This window comes from Chloroflexota bacterium (assembly GCA_026706485.1).
Classification (GTDB): Bacteria; Chloroflexota; UBA11872; order UBA11872; family UBA11872; genus JAJECS01.
This window is the reverse complement of record JAPOYR010000009.1, coordinates 155,512-172,622: the sequence shown is the minus strand read 5'-3', so window position 1 is coordinate 172,622 and position 17,111 is coordinate 155,512. Positions and strand designations below refer to the sequence as shown.

Below are 17,111 nucleotides of genomic sequence, written 5' to 3'. Positions count from 1 at the left end.
CCTGGCGCGCGGCCGACGCACGATGCCGGCGCCGCGCGGAAGGTCAGGCGCGTAGCGGCCGGCAGCCCTCGCCGAGGTTGGGCGCATGACCGTTGATCCGACGGTCCTTCCAGGCCTGCTGCTGCTCCTGGCCGAACTCGCCGTGCTGGCCGCCGTGGGCTATGTCGTGGTGCGGGTGGCGCTGCGACAAGCCGACGACCGGCTGGCGCTGGCCCAGGGTCTCGCGGTCGGCCTTTTGCTGTGGGGGCTGGTGGTCAACTTCGTGCAATACGTCGTGCCCGGGCTCGCGGGCGCGGCCGTGGGCTGGGGGGCGCTCCTCACGCTAGGCGCGGTCTTGTCCTGGCGCGCGCGCGCCCAAATCCTCCTGCCGCCTCGCACGGTTGCGGCATTCGTCGGCGTCGTTTTGGCGCTCTTCGTGGCTGGGATCGCCAGCCGGCAGCTCCTGCCGATTCCCGACATGCCGATTCACCTGGGCTTGGCGACCACGATCCGAGCCGGCGTTTTTCCGCCGGAGCTGCCCTGGAGCCCAGGGGCGCCGCTGCGCTATCACCACGGCCCCTCGCTGATGGTCGGGCTGCTGACGCCGCCGTTTGGGCCGGACTTGGCGTTCGTGTCGGAATTGCTGGGCGTCTACGCCTGGATCAGCTACGTGCTGGCGGCCGTGTCGCTCGTCGCCCAGCGCGTTTCGTGGGTGGTCGCCCTGATTCTCGCCCCCCTCCTGATCACGATCGGCGTCTGGACGACTGGCGAGTGGGAATGGGAGGGCATGGGTGGCGGAATCCTGCAGATTCCCATTCCGGCAGGGCTGCCGGCGGCGGGACTGCGCGCGTCGCTGACCGACATCTACTGGCCGTCGGTCGGGCTGGGCGAGACGTTTCCCGCACCGATCTTGCCCGACATCTGGAAACCAGAATTCACCCTGGGCTATGCGCTGGCGCTCGTGGTGTTTGAGCGCGTGGCACGCGCGGAAGACCGGTCGTGGCCTGCCGTTCTCACACTCGGCGGGCTGGTTGGATTCCTGGGCCTGCTGGTGACGACGCTCGTTCCGGTAGTGGCGGCCGTGTGGGCAGGCTCCGCGGCGTTGCGGCTCATGCGGTCGCGGCGGGATCGCGCGGCGTTGGGCGCGGCCATGCGGTCGGCCGCGGGGCTGGCGTTGGCCGCGCTGCTGCTGCTGGCCGGCGGCGGGCTTTTCACCAGCTTTTTGGACGCTTCGGCGCCCTCCGAGCTCTTGCTTGGGTGGCATGGCCATCCGGACGGATGGCTGCTGCTGGGCGTGTTCGATCCGTTGCCCGGCGGCGTGGCCCTGGTGGGGGTCGGTCCGGTGGCGTTGGCGGGCATCACCCTGCTGCTCGAGCGGCGCAGCCGGCTGGTGCTGACACTGGCAGCAGGCGTGGGCCTGCTGGCGCTGGCGTGGCTGGTGGTGAGCTATCCGCCCGCGCCCTGGGACGTGAACCGCCTGGCCGGGCACGCCCGGAACTTTGCGCTTGTGGGTCTGCTGTTGGCGCTCGCTACCCGCCTGCCTCAACTGTGGTCCGGGCGCTGGCGCTATGCGGTGGCCGTGCTGCTCGTGGGGCTTGTCGCCTGGCCGAGGGTGGTGGAACCCGTGCGGCATGCCGGCCTCGCGGTCGGCAACGGCATCCAGCTGGCCAACGCCGCGGCGGTTGAGCCGGATCGGCGCGAAGCCGAACCCGCGGGGCCTGCGGGGCGCACGCCGATGCCGGCCCTGTCCGACCGCATTGCCACCTACATCCGGGACCACACGGCCACCGAGGCGCGAGTGCTCGCCGGTGAGCCGCACCCCTATTGGCGCGTGTTCCTCGCCACCGGGCGCGCCAACGCCGCGGGATTCGCCGGTGTCATTCACCAGATCTTTCACCAGGGACCGGAGTATCTCGATGCCCTCAAGCATCTCGAGCCGGCCGCGATCCGGCGGCTGGAGATCGACTACATCTATGCGACGGATGACTGGGTGGCCGGCTTGCCCGCACGGGCGCAACGATGGCTGGCCGATCCTGGCCTGTTCGAGCTCTTGGTGCGCGACGGCGCAGAGGCGCTCTACCGCGTGCGGCCGGAATTCACGGGGTTGACCGCGGAGCCGTCCCCCGGATCGTTCGAAGCGCTGCGAGACATCCCCGCATCCACCACGGTGCATCTGACCCCACATGTCCCACCGTTTACCAAGCTTCGAGTCGCTGCAGCGCTGTCACACGCGCGGTTGCTTGGGGAGGCTCGCACCGAGCTCCTATTCGCCCGCTCATCCGTTCCGTGGGAGGTGATGCCGCTCGGGGAGCAGACGCCGGACCTTGTGGTCCTTCCCACGTCGATCGAGCCCTGGACCTGGATGTTTCTACCCGCCGACGGGCGGCGACCGATCTGGCGGAACGACGAACTCGTGATCTACGCGCCGCACGGGTCCGTCGCCCCGATCGTGACGCCGCCGGACCGCGCCGCGCCGCCCGTCGCTGTTCGGGTGTCGGGGCTGAGCGCCGAGCGAGGCCAGGTCACGTTCGATGCGGCGTTTAGCGAGCGCACGCCAGAGCACTGGACGGGCCAGGATTGGGTCATCGTCGAGCTGGACGATGGGCCGTGGCCGATGCCCGCCAGATTCCGGGGCGGCGGCCTCGGACCTGAAGTGGCCAAGTGGTTCAACGGCTTGCTCTCGGCGGGATCGGCGACGAGCGCCCACACCTACGCACTCGATGTCCAGGTTCCCAGCCTGTCGGTCCGCGATGACCGCGGCGCCTTGACTCCGCTGCCGTCGTCGGAGGGTGTGCTTGGCGCTGGAGCCTGGGTCTTGGCGCTGCGGCTGCGGCACGAGTGGCGGCCTGCAACTTGGCGGGAAGCGGCCTTCATTCCAGTGCTCCGGATCACAATCGCCGAATCCGGTGAGGTCGCGGTCGCGGTCTTCGACGACGTGCGCGACGGGACGTCGCAGTCCGAGAGTCCAGCAACGCCATAACTCCGTCGGGCAAGATGGACGAAATGCCCAGGATCGACGACAGAAATACTCGCGGCCTGCGAGCTCCCGATCAACCGAGCAGCCGCGGCCGTCGTAAGCCGTCGCCGCGCCTCGAGCACCGCGATCTGGTCGTCGAGGTCCGACGTCAACCGCTGGATGTGCCGCGGAGGTCGGGGGCTTGATCCTCGATCCGGCGGTCGTTCCGGGCCTGCTGCTGCTGGCGGCGGAATTCATCACCCTGGCCGCGGTTGGCTACATCGTCGTGCGGGTCGTGCTGCGGCAGAGCGATGAGCGTGCAGCCTTGGCCCAGGGGCTGGTGGTCGGTCTCGCCCTCTGGGGCGTGCTCACCAATTTCGCGCTCTACATCGTCCCGGGTCTCGCGGGGGCGGCCGTCGGCTGGGCCGTCCTGCTGGCCATCGGCGCCGGCCTGGCCTGGCGGACAAGCCGTCGCGTGCGGCCCCAGGCCCGCACGGTCGCCGGGTTCAGCGTCGCAATGCTGGCGCTGCTGTGGGTCGCGCTTGCCAGCCGCCAGTTGATGGTGATTGCCGACCCGCAAACCCATCTCGGACTGGCCGCCACCATCAGAGCCGGTGGCTTTCCCCCGGAGTCGCCCTGGAACGCGGGCGTCCTCATTCGCTATCACCACGGGAGGGACCTTCTCGTCGGCCTGCTGACGCCGCCGTTCGGTCCGGACCTCGCGTTCGTCTCCGAATTGCTGGGAGCCTTCGCCTGGACAAGCCTGGTCCTGATCGTGGCGACGGCGGTGCTGCAGCGGGCATCACTCGTCGGCCTGCTGGTCACGGTCCCGCTCATGCTCAGCAGCGGTCTCTGGACCCTCACCAATGTTGGACCCGGCGTGTTGCAGCTGCCCATTCCGACCGGGCTGCCCGAGGCGGGCCTGCGCGCGTCGCTCGGCGATGTCTATTGGCCGCACGTCGAACTGCCCCCGGTCACGGATCGGTCCAATGCATTGGCCGACATCTGGAAGCCTTCATACCCGCTGGGATACGCCGTGGCCTTCGTGGTGCTGCAACACGCGGCGGGCGGCAAGCGTTGGTCGTGGCGAGATGCGCTGACGCTGGCCGGCCTGGTCGGCTTCCTGGGCCTGCTGTCCATCACGCTCACGCCGGCGGTGCTGGTCGTGTGGGCCGGTTTGGCGCTGGTGCGCTTTTTCCGTGATCGAAGGACCGAGCCGGCGGCGCGGGCGGCGCTGCAATTGGGCGCGGGCCCCGTGCTTGCCGGGCTGTTGCTGCTCGGCGGCGGCGGCGCGTTTACCGGAGTCTTGGACGGATCGCGGCCGTCAACCTTGATCCTGGCGCAGGGCCTCGAGTCGGAGCACTGGCGGGCGCTAGGGTCGTTCGAGGCGCGTCCTGGCGGCCTGGGCCTGCTGGGCTTGGGGCCGGTCGCGCTTGCGGGCGTGGCGGTGGCCCTCGCGCGGCGCGACCGACTGGTGGTGACGCTGGCAGCGTGCGCCGGCGTGCTGGTGCTGGTCTGGTTCGCGGTGACCTATCCGCCGGCGCCGTGGGATCTCAACCGCCTGGCGGGGCACGCCCGCAACCTGTCACTCGTGGCGCTGTTGTTGGCGCTCGGCTCCCGCCTCTCCGACCTTCCGCCCGGACGTTGGCGCGTCGGTGTTGGCGCGCTGGTGGTGGGTCTCATCATCTGGCCAACGGCGATGACACCCGCGCGCAACCTCGGCCTCGCGGTCGGCCACGGCGTGCAGCTGGCCAATGCCCGGTGGGTGCAGACGGAACTGCGAGACCGGGGCGTGGACGTGCCCTTGCGCCGGTTTCAGCTACGGGCATTGACCGGACCCGTGGCGGACTACATCCGGGACCACACAGCCGTGGATGCACGCGTGCTCGCCACCGAGTGGCCCTATTGGAACGTGTTCCTCGGCACCGGCCGGCCGAACAACGCGGGCTTTGCCAGCGTGATCCACCTGAACTACCACCGAGGCCCGGAGTATTGGGACGCCCGCCACTACCTGGAGCCAGCCGCCATCCGGCGCCTGGACCTCGAATACGTTCACGCCACCGACCTGTGGGCAGCGTCGCTGCCGGATCGGGCCCGGCAATGGCTGGCGGATCCGAGCCTGTTCGAGCTGTTGATCCGCGTGGGCGACGAGGCGCTCTATCGCATTCGGCCGGCATTCCGCGAGCTCGATGTCGCGCCGCATCCCGAGTCGTTTGAGGCGCTGCGCTCGGTGCCGCCGGCCACCACGGTCTACCTGACTCCGCAAACCATTTGGGTGGACCGACTCCGCGTCGCGTCGACGCTGCGGCACACCCGGCTGGTCGGCGCCATCCACTCACTGCCGCTGCACGTGCGCACGACTGAGCCGTGGACGGTTGAGCCGCTGGGTGAGGACGCACCCGACCTGATCGTCCTCCCGGCGTCCGTCGAACCGTGGACGTGGATGTTTCCGCCCGGCAGCCGGCAACCCATTTGGCAGAACGACGCGGTAGCCGTCTACGCGCCAAACGGAGCCGTCGCACCAATCACGCCGTCCCGGGCGGTGCTCGAAGCACCGCCGGTGGCCGTCGAGGTCGCCGATGCCCGCATTGACGATGGACGCATCGTCTTTTCCGCCACCTTCGATGACCGGGCGCCGGAGCGCTGGACGGGACAAGATTGGGTCATCGTCGAGCTGGACGATGGGCCGTGGCCGCTTCCCGCCAGGTTTCTGGGCGACGGCCGCGGACCTGCAGTGGCGAAATGGTTTGACGGCCTGATCTCGTCGGGTTCGGCGACCGGCCCACATACCTACGAATTCGACGTGCCGACGGCACGCTTGGCGGTACGCAACGACGCCGGGGCCTTTGTGCCGCTGGACGCAGCCGAGGGCGACCTGGGCGCGGGAACTTGGGTGCTGGCGATCCGCCTGCGGCACGAGTGGCAGCCAAACGTTTGGCGGGAGGTCGCCTTCATTCCGGCGCTGGAGATCACGATCTCCGATGCCGGTCAGGTCACGTTCGCGGTTTTCGACGACGTGGGCGTGGCGACGTTGCCGCCCGGGACTCAGGCGACCCCGTAGCCAGGTCGGGCAAGATGGGCGCGATGCCTTGTCTGGACGAACATGACTCCGGCGGCGCGCCGTCGCCGGAGGCTTCCCTCAACCTCTGCCCTGGTGAGGCTGCGGCTCACGAGTCTGCGATGGCTTTGACGTGGGGGCGGCGCGCTTGACCGTCGATCCGGCGGCCATTCCGGGTCTGCTGCTGCTGGCGGCCGAGCTGACCGCGCTGGCGGCCGTCGGATTCGTGGTGGCGCGGGTGGTGCTGCGACAGACCGACGATCGGGTGGCGTTGGCCCAGGGTCTGGCCGTTGGGCTCGCCCTCTGGGGCTTGTTCACCAATTTCGTGCTCTACGTCGTTCCGGGGCTCGCGGGGGCGGCCGTCGGCTGGAGCATCACGCTCGCCCTGGGTGCGGCCCTGGCGTGGCGGGCGCCGCGCGCCATACGTCCGCGGCCGCGGGTGGCCGCGGGCTTCGCCGTGGCGGTCCTGGCGCTCATGTGGGCGGCGCTCGCCAGCCGCCAGCTGATGCTGATTCCCGACCCACCCATCCATCTCGGGCTGGCCGCCACGATCCGTGCGGGCGGATTCCCGCCGGAGTTGCCGTGGCACTCGGGCACGCTCATCCGCTATCACCACGGCACCGATCTCCTCGTGGGTCTGCTGACGCCGCCGTTCGGACCGGACCTCGCGTTCGTCTCCGAACTGCTCGGCGCCTACGCCTGGACGACCCTGGTCCTGATCGTGACCACCGCGCTGCTGCAGCGGGCATCGCTCGTCGGCGTGATCGTCACCGCCCCGCTCATGCTGAGCAGCGGACTCTGGACCTTCAGCAACGTCGGCGCAGGGGTTCTGCAGCTGCCCCTACCGGCCGGACTCCCCGAGGCCGGCATTCGGGCCTCGTTCACCGACATCTATTGGCCGCACGTCGAGTTGTCGGCGAGCGCGAACTTCTTACAAGTGCTGCCGGACATTTGGAAACCCGGATTCCCGCTGGGATACGCCCTGGCTTTCGTGGTGCTGAACTTCGCGGCGCGTCATGAACGCTGGTCCTGGGGAGCGACGCTGACGCTCGCGGGATTGGTCGGCTTCCTGGGCGTCCTTTCGACCACGCTCGTTCCGGTGGTCCTGATCGCTTGGGCCGGACTGGCCGTGATGCACTTCCTGCGCGCTCGCCAGACCGAGCCGCCGGTGCCGACGGCACTCCGCCTGGGCGCCGGTCCGGTCCTGGGTGGACTGCTGCTTCTCGGCGGCGGCGGCGCCTTCACAGGATTGCTGGATGGATCGCCGCAGGCTGGCCTGACGCTGGCAGAGAGCCTTGATTCGGTGCAATGGCAAGCGCTGGGCTCGTTCGACGCGCGTCCCGGCGGCCTGGGCCTGCTGGGCTTGGGGCCGGTGGCGCTTGGTGGCGCGGCGGTGGTGTTGGCGCGGCGCGACCGGCTGGTGGTGACGCTGGCGGCGTGCGCCGGATTGCTGGTGCTGCTTTGGCTGGCGCTCACCTATCCGCCAGCGCCTTGGGACACCAACCGCATCGCGGGACATGCCCGCAACCTCGCGCTCTTGGCGCTGGTGCTCGCGATGAGTTCGCGCCTTTCCACCTTCCCACCCGGACGCTGGCGCTACGCCGCCGGCGCGGTTCTGGTCGCCCTGATCACCTGGCCCACCGTCGTGGCGCCCGCCCGCAGTCTGGGTTTGGCGATCGGCAATGGCGTGCAGCTGGCCAACGCCCGGTGGGTGCAGACGGAGCTGCGCGACCGGGGCGTGGACGTGCCCATGCGCCGGTTTCAACTTCGGGCCTTGACGGGACCCGTGGCCGACTACATGCGGGACCACACGGCTGTGAATGCACGCGTGCTCGCCACCGAGTGGCCCTATTGGAACGTGTTCCTCGGCACCGGCCGGCCAAACAACGCGGGCTTTGCCGATGTGATCTACCTGATCTACCACCCGGGCCCGGAGTATTGGGACGCCCGCCACTATTTGGAGCCGGCCGCCATCCGGCGCTTGGGCCTCGAATACGTTCACGCCACCGATTCCTGGGTAGATTTGCTGCCGGCTCGGGCCCGCGAGTGGCTGGCGGATCCGAGCCTGTTCGAGCTTCTCTACCGCGACGGCGACGAGGCGTTTTATCGCATTCAGCCGGCATTCCTCGAACTCGACGTGGCGCCGGACCCCGAGTCGTTTGAAGCGCTGCGGTCGGTACCGCCATCGACGTCGGTCTACCTCGCCCCACAGAGCAACTGGCTGGACCGGCTTCGAGTCGCGTCGGTCCTGCCTCACGCCCAACTCGTGGGCGCCATCAACACGCTGCGGCTGGCCGCGCGTACGCCCCCGCCCTGGACGGTGGAGCCGCCCGGCGAGGACATTCCGGACCTGATCGTCCTCCCGGCGTCCGTCGAACCGTGGACGTGGGGCTTTCCCCCCGGCGCCCGGCAGCCCATCTGGCGGAACGAGGTCGTCGCGGTCTACGCCCCCAACGGGACCGTCGCGTCAATCACGCCGCCGCGGGTGACACTCGAAGCGCCGCCGGTGGCCGTCCAGATTACCGATGCCGTCCTCGAAGACGGTCGCATTGCCTTTACCGCCACGTTCGACAACCAGGCGCCGGAGCGTTGGACCGGGCAGGATTGGGTGGTGGTGCCGGTGGACACCTGGCCGTGGGAGCTGCCCGCCATCTTTCCCGACCACCGCCTTGGTCCGGAGATCGCCAAGTGGTTTGCCGGGCTGATCTCGTCGAATTCAGCCAGCAGCACGCACTCGTACGAATTCGATGTGGCGGCGGCCACCCTGGCCGTGCGGAACGACCGCGGGGCCTTGACGCCGCTCGACGCCTCGGAGGGCGGCTTGGGCGCGGGGACTTGGGTCTTGGCGCTCCGCCTGCAGCACGAATGGCAGCCAAACCGCTGGCGGGAGGCGGCCTTCATTCCGGTGATGCGGATTGACGTCGCCGAGGACGGACGGGTCACCTCCTCGGTGCACGAGAACGTCCGCGGCGAATCGCTGCCGTAGCGTTCCGCCAGGCCGTGTTTGCGCCGAATCGGCGGCGCGCGGCGCTCACGCGGCGGACCCGCCTGCCGCCAGCAGAATCGCGTAGCACCATGTGACGCATCGCGAGCGCCGACGCATCCGGTAAGAGTGGGCGAATGATCGTTGATCCGGCAGTTGTCCCGGGGCTGCTGCTCCTGGCGGCGGAGCTCGCGGCGCTGGCCGCGGTCGGCTATGTCGTCGTCCGCGTGGCCCTGCGGCAGACCGATGCACGGGCGACGTTGGCGCAGGGGCTGGTTGTCGGCCCCGCGCTGTGGGGATTGATCACGAACGTCGTGCTCTACGTTGTTCCGGGGCTTGCGGGAGCGGCCATTGGATGGAGCGTCACGCTGGTCCTGGGCGCGGTCCTTGCGTGGCGCGCGCCCCACCCGATCCGGCCTCACCCACGCATGGCGGCGGCCTTCGCCGTTGCCGTCCTGGCCCTGCTGTGGCTGACGCTCGCCGGGCGGCAGTTGCTCGAAAGCCCGGACCCCACGCTGCATCTGGGGTTGTCGGCATGGATCCGCGCGGGCGGATTTCCGCCGGAGACGCCCTGGAATCCAGGCAGCCCGGTGCGCTACCACCACGCCGTCGATTTGCTGGTCGGCCTGCTCACGCCGCCGATCGGGCCCGACCTGGCGTTCGTGCAAGAGTTGCTGGGCGCCTACGCCTGGACATCCTTCGCCTTGGTGGTGGCGACGGGGCTGTTGCGGCACGGGGCGTGGCGAGTGGCGCTGGTCGTTGCTCCGCTGCTGCTCACGGCCGGCGCCTGGACCTGGACCGACTTGGGCGGTGGCGTGCTGAAAGTTCCCTGGCCCGCCGGACTCCCGGCAGGCGACGTCGGGGGCGCCCTTGCCGAGGTCACCTGGCCATCGCTCGGTCCGTCGTGGCCGTCGGAACCGGCGGCGCTGCACGACATCTGGACGCCAGCCTTCACTCTCGGATACGCCCTCACGTTCGTGGTGCTGGGGCACGCCGCCGGACCTGAGCGCGCGACGTGGGCCGGCGTGCTGACGCTCGGGGCAATTGTCGGCTTCCTCGGCATTTTGGTGACTTCGCTCGCACCCGTCGTGGTTGTCCTGTGGGCCGCTCTGGCGGCAGTCCACATCGTGCGAGAGCGGCCCGGGGGCGGCGAAGTGCTGCGACTGGGCGCTGGGCTCGGGCTGGCGGTGCTCCTGATGCTGTTTGGCGGGGGCGCCTTCACCGGGCTCCTTGACGGTGGACCTGCCAACGGCCTCGGCCTGTCGTGGGACCTCAGTGGAACGCACTGGCAGGCGCTCGGGGCGTTCGACGCGCGTTCGGGGAGTATCGGCGTGCTGGGCGTTGGTCCCGCGGTCTTGGCGGGTGTCGCCGTTGTCCTGGCGCGCCGCGATCGTCTTGTCGTGGCACTGGCTGCGGGGGCCGCACTGCTGGTGATGGCCTGGCTGATTCTCAGCTATCCGCCGGCGCCGTGGGTGCTCAGTCGCCTGGCAGGGCACGCGCGCAATCTGGCGCTCGTGGCGCTGCTGCTCGCGCTGGCCGCCCGGCTTTCGAGCCTGGAGTCGGCCCGATGGCGATTCGGCAATGGCCTGCTGCTCGTCGTCCTCGTGGTCTGGCCGACGATTGCGGGCCCTGTGCACAGTCTCGCGGCGGCAGTTGGGAGCGGCGTGCAGCTGGCCAATACCGGATGGGCGGCGCGGGACCAGCGCAGCCAGAGCCCGGCCGCGTCTCCGCGGCGGTTTGAAATGCCGGCGATGTCGGACCGGCTGGCGAGCCGCATCCGCGACCACATCCCGTTGGACGCCCGCATGCTCACACCCGCGTGGCCGTATTGGGCCGTGTCCCTGGCAACCGGCCGGCCCGGTAGCGCAGGGTTCCCAAATCTGTCCCACCTGATCTTCTTCACTGGGCCGGAGTACCTGGACGCCGTCAGCTACCTGGAGCCCAACGCCATCCGCAGGCTGGGCGTCGAGTACGTCCATGCCACGGACGCCTGGGCGGCCGCGCTGCCACCGCGGGCGCGGGGCTGGTTGGCCGATCCGAGCCTGTTCGAACTCCTGGCGCGCGACGGCGCCGAAGCGCTTTACCGCATCAGGCAGGCGTTCCTAAGGCTCGACGTCGAGCCGCATCCCGAGTCATTCGAAGCGCTCCGCGCGGCGCCGTCGGCGGCGGTCGTGCATCTCGCCCCGGAGCTCGGCTGGTTAGACGGACTGCGCGTCGCCTCGGTGCTGTCCCACACGCGCCTGACCGGCGCCGTGGACACGCAGCCCCTGCACCTCCAGGCGCCCACGCCGTGGACGGTTGAGCCGTTGGGCGAGCAGGCGCCCGATCTGGTGGTCCTGCCGGCGTCGGTCGAGCCGTCGCTGGCGACTACCCAGACGTGGATTCAACTCTGGCGCAACGACGAGATCGCGGTCTATGCGCCGGCCTCCTGACGCAGCCGTGCCACGAATGAGTCCTGGACCGCGCACACCGCATCCACAGGAATCGGCTGATCGGCGGCCACGGGCTCGCGCACAAGGGCTCCGTAGGCAAGCCCCAGCGGCAGCACGCCGTCGGCACGTCCCGCTTCCGCCCGGTCGATCAGGCCGTAGACCAACTGCCCGCCGGAGCCGTCCAGCGTGTCGCCCGGCTGGAGGTCGCGCTTGGCATATGCCAGCACCTCGGAGGTCGGCGTCTCGCGCGGCGCGCCCGATGTCGCGCCCAGCAGCGCCGCCTGCGCAATGCTCAGCGGCGTCTCTACGCCGCACAGGTGGTACTCGCGAAACAGCAGCGTGCGATCGCCGTCGCGTGAGACGCGCGTGCCGTGGATGCGCAGGTCCTCGCGCACGCGCTCGTCGTCGCAAGTGACCACGGCCCACACGCCGGTGGCGATGTGCTCCGGCATCTCCGACGCGCCGTCGGGCGCCACGGCGTTCGCCAGATCGACCACGCCCGTCCGGTGCAACAGACCACCGGCCTCGCGCGGCGCGAACAGGTCGGCCAGCTCGTTCAAGCCGGCCGACGGCTCGTGCATGCCGCGACGGTCCGGCGGCAGGCCCGTCATGTTGGACACGGCGCACATCTCGATTTGGGACTTGGTGCCGTCGCGAAACGAGTTGTACATCTGCGCGTTCAGGCGGAGACGGCCCGCCGTCTCCGCGTCGTAGCCGAGCCGCGCCAGGGCTTGATCGGCGTCTCCGTGACGGTCGTGCGGGTAGAGCCGCGTGCCGCGTCCCACGGCCACGGGTTCCAGGCCCAACGCGACGGCCCAGTCGAACAGCTCCATGATCGCGATCGGCTGGTCGCCGGCGGCGAGCGTGTAAACCACGTCCTGCCGCCGCGCCTCGCGCGCCAAGGCCCAGCCGCAGCTCACGTCGGCTTCGACCGTGACCATCACGACATGGCGACCCCGGCGCAGGGCCTGCCAGGCGTTGTGGGCGGCCACGTCCGGGATACCGGTCGCGTCCACGAACACCTCGATGGGCGCGGAGACCAACGCGTCGGCGTCGGGCGCAAGCGCGGCATTGCCGGCTTCAACAGCCGCCTGCGCGGCGACCGGGCTCTCGCAGCGCTGCACCTGGTCGTCCGCCCAGCCGGCGGCGCGAAGGGCCTCCGCGCCATTGGACACATTGGGATCGGCCACCGCCGCCAGACGCAGACCGTCCATCTGCGCGATCTGCGCCGCGATGCTGGTCCCAAACCGCCCGGCGCCCGCCAGCGCCACCGTCACGGGTCGGCCGGCCGACGCGCGCGACTCGAGTCGCTCGAGCATTGGACGCATCATGGGGTTTTTCCTAGTCGCTCGGCGGACCGCACGGCGGCCCGCCCTTAGTCTTGGACATCAGGCCGCGACCGTCTATCGGCCACCGCGCAGTCACGAATTCTCCACGACCGCTCGGGCCCGGTGGCCCGTGCGGCGTGCAGCGTGGGACCATAGCCATTCCGGATGTCGATTGGAGGGCGCGTGATGACCAGCCTATTCCGCCGTCGTGATCTGGGAGCTGCCCAGGCGCTGCTCTGCGCGGCGGTTCTCGGCGTCGCGCTGTTCGCCTGGGGCGATCAGACCCACATGTTCAGCCGGCCTGGTCTCGCTTCGACCGACAACTGGACCTGGCGGCTCTGGCAGATCGGCGCGTTGCTCATGGGTATCTCCGGTGCCTGGTGGATCTGGCGCGGGACCTCCCGCGTGGCTTGGACCCGCAGCGTGACTTTGACCGTCCTGGCGCTGATCGGATTTCTCAACGCGTATACCGACGCCCTCTCCGCAGAGCATTTCGGGAACGTCTGGAAGACGCTCAATCCGATATTTCTCGGCTGTAGCACCATTGCCGTGGCTACCCTTTGGCGTCGCGGCGGCTTCTGGGACGGCATCGGCGCCTCGATCTTCGCCGCTCTCGGAACCGTGCTGTTCATCAACGCCTACTTCGTCAACCACGACGTCCTCTGGGAGGCGCTGAACCCGCTGCGGGCCCTCGTCTTCCTGCTGTGGGCGATTGCGGCATTGCAGGTGGACGCTCAACCCCCGGAGTCCACCCATGAATGACGAGCCTCTATTCGAAGCGGCCTACCCGTTTCAGGACGATGTGCTCGCGCTGCCCGTCGCGGACCTCGATCAGGCGTCGGAGTGGTATGGCCGGTCCTTCGGCCTCGCCGAAGCGGAGCGCCGCGACCGCCCGGTTCCCACCGTGTTCATGGAGCGTGACGGCGTGCGGTTCGGCTTCGCCGTGAACGGCGGCGATGCCAGCATGGACGGTGCGGCCATCCTGGTCAGCGACATCCACCGCGCCCGGCAGGAGCTGGAGGCCAACGGCGTCGCCACCGCGAACTGGCGCGTGGACGAGCGCGACGGGCAGAGGTTCCAGGTGTTCTTCGTCGTCGCGCCGGACGGGCTCTGCTGGTATTTCCATCAGCCCATCGGATAGCGACCGGCGGCTGCTGCGACCGGGACGAGCGGGTGAATAGCCTCGGGACCACGCCGAGCCTGCGGTGACCGTTCAGCCTTGGCGTCCCGGCGATCAGGTCGTCATGCGCAGCGTGTGGGGCGAGCGACTCCAAATCGCCATGCCCATGACGGTGATCGCCGACACCGAGCGAATCACGGCCCTTTACCTCGCCGCCGGCACGCCAATCAAGAACAAGAGCACCTATCGGTCGGACCACTTGCCGCTTGGCGACTGGGAGATGGTCGACGACGTATGGCGGGATGATCTGATCCGCATCAAGTACGCGGACGACGCGCACGCCTTCTACGCTATGTGGAAGGGCGACCGGTTCCATCGGTGGTATATCAACCTCGAAAGCGCCTACCAGCGCACGCCCATTGGCTTCGACTTCACCGACCACGTCTTGGATATCGTCGTCCGTCCCGATCTGTCCGGCTGGCACTGGAAGGACGACGACGAGCTGTCACGAGCGGTTGCGCTCGGATTCGTCACCCAGACTCAAGCCGATGCCTTCTATGCGGAAGGCAAGCGCGCGATCGCCCGGCTGGAGGCGAACCGCTCGCCGTTCGCCGACGGCTGGGAGACGTGGCATCCAGACCCGGCATGGTCAGTTCCCCCGCTGCCGAGCAACTGGGACGTCATCGACTAGCGTCGCGTGCTGCCCGGTGGCGGCCGCTAGTTCACTCAGGTGCCGAAAACGTACGTCTTAGGTTCCTCGCTACGCTCGGAACGACAAGACAGCCTGCCTACAATGCGGCTCTCGCTATGGATGGGGGACGGCCTGATGCCGACGCTCTGGGGACGTGACTACACCCGCGCGGAGTTGATGGCGCGCGTTGGCGATCTCTCCCAGGTCGGCGGCGTCCGCGAATACCGCCTGGACGGCGGCTCGGGTGATGGCGTGGAGGCGGTCGATTGCGACACGGGGTCGGGTCTGCGCTTCACCGTGCTCCCGGGGCGCGCCCTGGACATTTCGAGCGCTTCATATCGCGGCATCCCCCTGGCGTTCCGCACGCCGACGGGCGACGTGCAGGGCGCGCGCTATGAACCCGGCGGGCAGGGCTGGATTCGCACCACGGTGCTCGGCCTGCTGGTGACCGGCGGCCTGACCAACGTGGGCGACCCGGTGGACGACGACGACGCGGGGGGCGAGGAGGGCCTGCACGGACGGCTGTCCAACCTGGGCGCGACCAATGTCTGGGCGGACGGCGCGTGGGACGGCGACGAGTACCGCATGTGGGTCCAGGGGCGCGTGCGCCAGGCGATTCTCTACGGGGAAAACCTGGAGCTCGTCCGCCGCATTGAAACTTCGCTGGGCTCAAGCGCCATCGAAATCCACGACACGGTGACCAATCACGGCCACCGCACCCAGCACATGATGATCCTGTATCACATGAACCCCGGCCATCCCCTGCTCGACGAGGGGACCCGATTCCACGTGCGCAGCCGGTCGCGCCGGTTCCACGACATCTATACCGGAGCAAGCCCGGAGGGGTGGGAGGTCTACGAAGGCCCGTCCGTCGACTGGCAGGTGCAGGTGCTAATTCACGACGTGGACGCGGAGGCCGACGGCACGGTCCACGCGGCGCTGGTCAATCGCGGGCTGGGCGACGGGCTTGGGCTGGGGTTTACCTGGAACAAGAATCAGCTGCCCTATCTGAACCACTGGCGAAACACCACGCCCGGCGACTACGTGACCGGCATCGAGCCCGGCAACGCGACCGTGCTCGGTCGGGCGCGCAACCGCGCCGACGGCACCCTGCACTCCCTCGAGCCCGGCGAGACGGCGTCGTTCGACGTGCGCATCGAGGTGCTCGACGGGGCGAACGCCATCCACGCCTTCGTCGCGCTCGTCGGGGCGTAGTCCACGGCAGGCGGCCAATGACTCGCGAACGCCTGGACGCCCCCGATGCGCCGCCCGCTCACCGCGAGACCCTGCGCGTGCGCTATTCCGATACCGACGCGCAGGGCATCGCGCACCATTCCAGCTACATCCTCTGGCTCGAAGAGGCCCGGCTCGGGTGGCTGCGCGCGATCGACCTGGGCTACGCGGACCTCACCGCCGGCGGCCTGTTTCTATCGTTGGTCGAATGCAGCTGCCGCTACATCTCCCCGGCCATGGGTGAGGACGTGGTGACCGTGGACGTGTGGGTGGGCGAGATCTCACGCCTGCGGGTGCGGCTGCGCTACGAAATTCGGCGGGACGACACGCTGCTGGCCACGGCCGCGACGCAGAATGCCTTCGTGGACGGGGACGGCCGACCCAGGCGGCTACCTGCCGATCACCCGGCGTGGCTCAAGCTGCGGGAGCTTTGAGGGGGCGACCGCAGTTCACGGTTTGTGGGCGCCGTGTGCTTGTGCGCAACTGAACGGGCGGGTCTGAGACCCGCCCCTACCCAACCATCACGGGCCACCGGTGTCGACGGAACTGGATCTCGGCCCACTTCACCTACGGCAGGCTCTTTGCCGGCATGACGGGTGGATTCCCGCCTGCGCGGGAATGACTTGAACGGTGCCGCGGCCGGCTATTAGTGCGGGGGCGTGATGAAGTCGCACCTCGGTCCGGTGGCGCGGCTAAGCCTCCGATCGAGCGTCACGATCGGATAGTCGAGGGCCTCGGCCAGCGCGACGTACCACGCGTCGTAGCTGGTGACGTTTGCGCGCAGCGCCCACACGCGCTCGGCATACGGGGCGAACGAAAACAACGCAATATCCAACCGCAGCATGTCTCGGTGGCTGGCGGTGGCTTCAAGCGTTGAAATCCGGCCGGATCGCTCCATCCGGCGCAGGATGTTGCTCGTCTCGGCCAAGACGAACTCCGGTGCGGCCAGGGGGCCTTCGACAACAGCCGCTTCGGCCCAGGATCCTACGGGTCCCGTCTCGACTAGAGCCGCGACGAGGACGGATGCGTCGACGACGGCCCTCACCGCCGGTCGGCGTCGCGGGCCTCGAGGATTTCTGACGCCGTCACGCGCGTGCCGAACGCTTCCTTGCGCCGGCGTACTTCCTCCAGCAAGACGTCGTTGGAGGGCCGCGACGCGATGCGCTCCAGCTCGCCGCGCAGGAACTCCTGCATGGACTGGCCGCGACGGGCCGCGCGCGACGCCAACTCGTTGCGCACCTCTTCGGGAACGTTGCGGATGTTGATTTGGACTGGCACCGATGCGCCTTGCGGTCGGCCGATTGCAGCGTCGATGCCCAGTCGCGCAATGT

At 69.3% G+C, this 17,111-nt stretch carries 12 protein-coding genes; 9 read left to right on the top strand and 3 right to left on the bottom strand.

What is annotated here, in order from left to right; all coding sequences use genetic code 11:
• The first annotated feature begins 85 nt into the window (after positions 1-85).
• From OXG79_07580 to OXG79_07565, 4 genes are all read left to right on the top strand, one after another.
• A complete protein-coding gene (locus OXG79_07580; GenBank protein ID MCY3783632.1) occupies positions 86-2,959 on the top strand; it encodes a hypothetical protein in 2,874 nt (957 codons plus the stop codon).
• A 178-nt stretch (positions 2,960-3,137) separates the two neighbouring features.
• Positions 3,138-5,996: a hypothetical protein gene (locus OXG79_07575; GenBank protein MCY3783631.1), complete on the top strand. Its 2,859-nt coding sequence runs from the start codon at positions 3,138-3,140 to the stop codon at positions 5,994-5,996.
• Between the two features lie 145 nt (positions 5,997-6,141).
• A complete protein-coding gene (locus OXG79_07570) occupies positions 6,142-8,979 on the top strand; it encodes a hypothetical protein (GenBank protein ID MCY3783630.1) in 2,838 nt (945 codons plus the stop codon).
• Positions 8,980-9,113: 134 nt separating this feature from the next.
• Positions 9,114-11,408 carry a hypothetical protein gene (locus tag OXG79_07565; GenBank protein ID MCY3783629.1) on the top strand — a complete coding sequence of 765 codons (2,295 nt, stop codon included), beginning with the start codon at positions 9,114-9,116 and terminating at the stop codon, positions 11,406-11,408.
• On the opposite strand, the gene OXG79_07560 is transcribed toward OXG79_07565, so the two are convergent.
• Positions 11,390-12,727 carry a flagellar biosynthesis protein FlgA gene (locus tag OXG79_07560; GenBank protein MCY3783628.1) on the bottom strand — a complete coding sequence of 446 codons (1,338 nt, stop codon included), beginning with the start codon at positions 12,725-12,727 and terminating at the stop codon, positions 11,390-11,392. The genes OXG79_07565 and OXG79_07560 overlap by 19 nt on opposite strands.
• 195 nt (positions 12,728-12,922) lie before the next feature.
• Here OXG79_07560 and OXG79_07555 point away from each other — a divergent pair, with 195 nt between their 5' ends.
• The 5 genes from OXG79_07555 (at position 12,923) to OXG79_07535 (ending at position 16,214) form a co-directional block, all read left to right on the top strand.
• Positions 12,923-13,498, top strand: coding sequence for a hypothetical protein (locus OXG79_07555; GenBank protein MCY3783627.1), 576 nt, complete (start codon positions 12,923-12,925; stop codon positions 13,496-13,498).
• Entirely contained in the window at positions 13,491-13,877 is a 387-nt protein-coding gene (locus OXG79_07550; GenBank protein ID MCY3783626.1) for a VOC family protein, read from the top strand. Before OXG79_07555 ends, OXG79_07550 begins: the two co-directional genes overlap by 8 nt.
• A 64-nt stretch (positions 13,878-13,941) precedes the next feature.
• Positions 13,942-14,547 carry a DUF402 domain-containing protein gene (locus tag OXG79_07545; GenBank protein MCY3783625.1) on the top strand — a complete coding sequence of 202 codons (606 nt, stop codon included), beginning with the start codon at positions 13,942-13,944 and terminating at the stop codon, positions 14,545-14,547.
• Between the two features lie 135 nt (positions 14,548-14,682).
• Positions 14,683-15,762 carry an aldose 1-epimerase family protein gene (locus OXG79_07540; protein MCY3783624.1) on the top strand — a complete coding sequence of 360 codons (1,080 nt, stop codon included), beginning with the start codon at positions 14,683-14,685 and terminating at the stop codon, positions 15,760-15,762.
• A 17-nt stretch (positions 15,763-15,779) separates the two neighbouring features.
• Positions 15,780-16,214, top strand: coding sequence for a thioesterase family protein (locus OXG79_07535; protein MCY3783623.1), 435 nt, complete (start codon positions 15,780-15,782; stop codon positions 16,212-16,214).
• Positions 16,215-16,426: 212 nt separating this feature from the next.
• Here OXG79_07535 and OXG79_07530 read toward each other — a convergent pair whose 3' ends face one another.
• Together OXG79_07530 and OXG79_07525 are read right to left on the bottom strand one after the other, a co-directional pair.
• The gene (locus OXG79_07530; protein ID MCY3783622.1) at positions 16,427-16,825 is read right to left on the bottom strand and encodes a type II toxin-antitoxin system VapC family toxin; all 399 of its coding nucleotides are present in this window, start codon (positions 16,823-16,825) and stop codon (positions 16,427-16,429) included.
• Positions 16,822-17,058 carry a hypothetical protein gene (locus OXG79_07525; GenBank protein ID MCY3783621.1) on the bottom strand — a complete coding sequence of 79 codons (237 nt, stop codon included), beginning with the start codon at positions 17,056-17,058 and terminating at the stop codon, positions 16,822-16,824. Before OXG79_07525 ends, OXG79_07530 begins: the two co-directional genes overlap by 4 nt.
• Positions 17,059-17,111 lie beyond the last annotated feature (53 nt).

Coding starts and splice junctions, on each gene's coding strand:
- OXG79_07580 (MCY3783632.1), top strand. CDS start 86: ATGACCGTTGATCCGACGGTCCTTCCAGGCCTGCTGCTGCTCCTGGCC.
- OXG79_07565 (MCY3783629.1), top strand. CDS start 9,114: ATGATCGTTGATCCGGCAGTTGTCCCGGGGCTGCTGCTCCTGGCGGCG.
- OXG79_07560 (MCY3783628.1), bottom strand. CDS start 12,727: ATGCTCGAGCGACTCGAGTCGCGCGCGTCGGCCGGCCGACCCGTGACG.
- OXG79_07555 (MCY3783627.1), top strand. CDS start 12,923: ATGACCAGCCTATTCCGCCGTCGTGATCTGGGAGCTGCCCAGGCGCTG.
- OXG79_07550 (MCY3783626.1), top strand. CDS start 13,491: ATGAATGACGAGCCTCTATTCGAAGCGGCCTACCCGTTTCAGGACGAT.
- OXG79_07540 (MCY3783624.1), top strand. CDS start 14,683: ATGCCGACGCTCTGGGGACGTGACTACACCCGCGCGGAGTTGATGGCG.
- OXG79_07535 (MCY3783623.1), top strand. CDS start 15,780: ATGACTCGCGAACGCCTGGACGCCCCCGATGCGCCGCCCGCTCACCGC.